The sequence below is a fragment of the Mycobacterium sp. genome (genome assembly GCF_049281135.1).
Lineage (GTDB): Bacteria > Actinomycetota > Actinomycetes > Mycobacteriales > Mycobacteriaceae > Mycobacterium.
In genome coordinates this window covers 1-2,015 of the sequence record NZ_JBAPRN010000674.1, presented here as the reverse complement: position 1 = coordinate 2,015, position 2,015 = coordinate 1, and the positions used below count along the sequence as shown (strand labels likewise).

Here is a 2,015-nt window from a genome sequence, read left to right as displayed (position 1 = left end):
GGGGCTTACCATTTCCTATGCGCCCGTCGCCGCCGCCTGACACGACCGACCCCGCGTGTGTGGAGGGAGGTACCCGTTCACGGCCTACGCAGCACGACGTAGATCGTCTTCTTGCGCTTCAATCGGAAGAAGCGATGGAGCGGGATGATGCGCAAGGGCGGCATTACAGGCAGTCCGCATGAAGTCGAGAACGCTACGTTGCTGTCGGCGGAGGGTACCGTGGACAGTCAGCATGCGTTCGATAAATCGGCTTCCGGCTGCGGAGTGCGTGCCATAGCTGATCTTCCGCATGATGACTCCATGGCGAACCACCTGTTCGGCGTCATTGTTCGTCGGCTCAACACCTTCGATGTAGACGAAGGTCCAAAGGGCGTGTCGGTGTTTGAGCAGCTGGGCGCACGTCGCGCTCGTCTTCGAATGTGACACCGTTGTCCCGTCGGCGAGCAACGTCTCGAAACGCTGTTGGACCGTGCGCATGTATACACGGAAGGTCGAGCGGGCCAGCGTGCCATCGCGAACCCGGTGCCACCAGGAGAACATCCTCGCGACCTCCTCGAGCATGGCCTTTCCGAGGCGCGCCGAATCAGCCCCTCGCTCCGTGATGGCCTGAATGTCTCGCTTGAGATGGGCCCAGCAGAACTGCCGGCGGCAATCCGGCCACCAGTGGTAGCCACTATATCGGTCGGACACGAGCACGCCATGCCAATCGCCAAGCAGTTCCTTGGCCGCCTGGGCGTTGCGTTGCGCGTGGATCATGAATATAACCACGTGCTGCGTGACCACGGCCCAGAGCCAGGCCTTTGACCTTCGGATGCCTTCTCGCCAACCGGTTTCGTCCGCGTGCTTGACAGCTTGCACTTTAACGTGAGCCCGGGCTTCTGCCACCGGTTCGGCAATGGCAGCGCTTGCGGCCTGCTGGCATCCGATCACGGCGCCGACCGACATCCGCAATCCAAAGAAGTCGCGCATCAAATCGGGCACCTGACGCTTGGTCAGCCGGTACACGCCCATCAGGATGGCAATGGTCGCGTCCACCGTCGGTCCGAACGTTCGCGAGGGGACGCCTGCCGGCAACCCTCCCACGGTCCGATGACCGCACTGGCCACAGTCAAGCGCATGCTGCTGGTACTCGGTAACCACCGGCCTAACCGGCGGTAAATCGAAAACCTGATGCCGGTGGGGCTCGGGGTCTTGGCCGCGCAAGACCCCCGCGCAATCCTCGCACTTCTTCGGAATGCAGGCGACGACCGTGTCGACCTCCTCCACAAGCACCAGTTCGCGATGATGCCTCTTGTGCCCCGGCTGTCCACCCGGTTTACGTCCCGACGACCGTTTCTTCGGTCGTGCCTTCGCGCCTGGGCGATCGCTCGACGGCGGTTTGGACGAGTTCTTCGACGACTTGCCCAATTTTTCCTTCAACTCCGCCAAGTCCGCGCGCAGGTCCGCGATAATGGCGTCACGCTCCGCAAGCTGCCGGCGAAGCTCGGCAATCTCTTCGTCACGGGGGTCGGCCACATCCCACCTTCAGCATACCTCAGCCGTCGTGTCGATCTCTTTCACATATGATCACATATGATCACATATGGCATCGAGCCAGAAACGGCGTGAACGGGTACTCGAGACCTTCGTCGCCGAAACGCTGACGCAGTATCCGCGGTTGCGCTCCACGCGCCTTCACGACATGCTCGAGGAGCGCGGTTACGAGGGCAGTGTGCGCACGGTGCGACGATACGTCCAGCTCGTGCGTCCGGCACCGAAGACGGAAGTCTTCCTTCGCACCGAGCCGCTCATTGCCGAGCAGGCCCAGATCGACTGGGGTTATGTCGGCAAGATTCTGGTCGAGGGCTGCACGCGACAGCTCTGGGTCTTCGTCATCGTCCTGGCCTACTCGCGCGCGATGTGGGCTGAGCTCGTGATCGACCTGAGCGCGAGCTCGCTTCGGCGTTCGCTCGTGCGCGCATGCTGCTACTTCGGCGGCGCTACACGACAGTGGCTCTTCGACAACCCGAAAATTG

General features: G+C 62.1%; 1 protein-coding gene and 1 pseudogene. One reads left to right on the top strand and one right to left on the bottom strand.

Annotated elements, in window-relative coordinates:
* Positions 1–84: 84 nt before the first annotated feature.
* Entirely contained in the window at positions 85–1,515 is a 1,431-nt protein-coding gene (tnpC, locus tag WAN02_RS27165; RefSeq protein WP_422268233.1) for an IS66 family transposase, read from the bottom strand.
* A gap of 67 nt (positions 1,516–1,582) precedes the next feature.
* On the opposite strand from tnpC, the pseudogene WAN02_RS27160 reads away from it, so the two are divergent.
* A pseudogene (locus tag WAN02_RS27160) lies at positions 1,583–2,015 on the top strand (hypothetical protein); the annotation flags it as partial.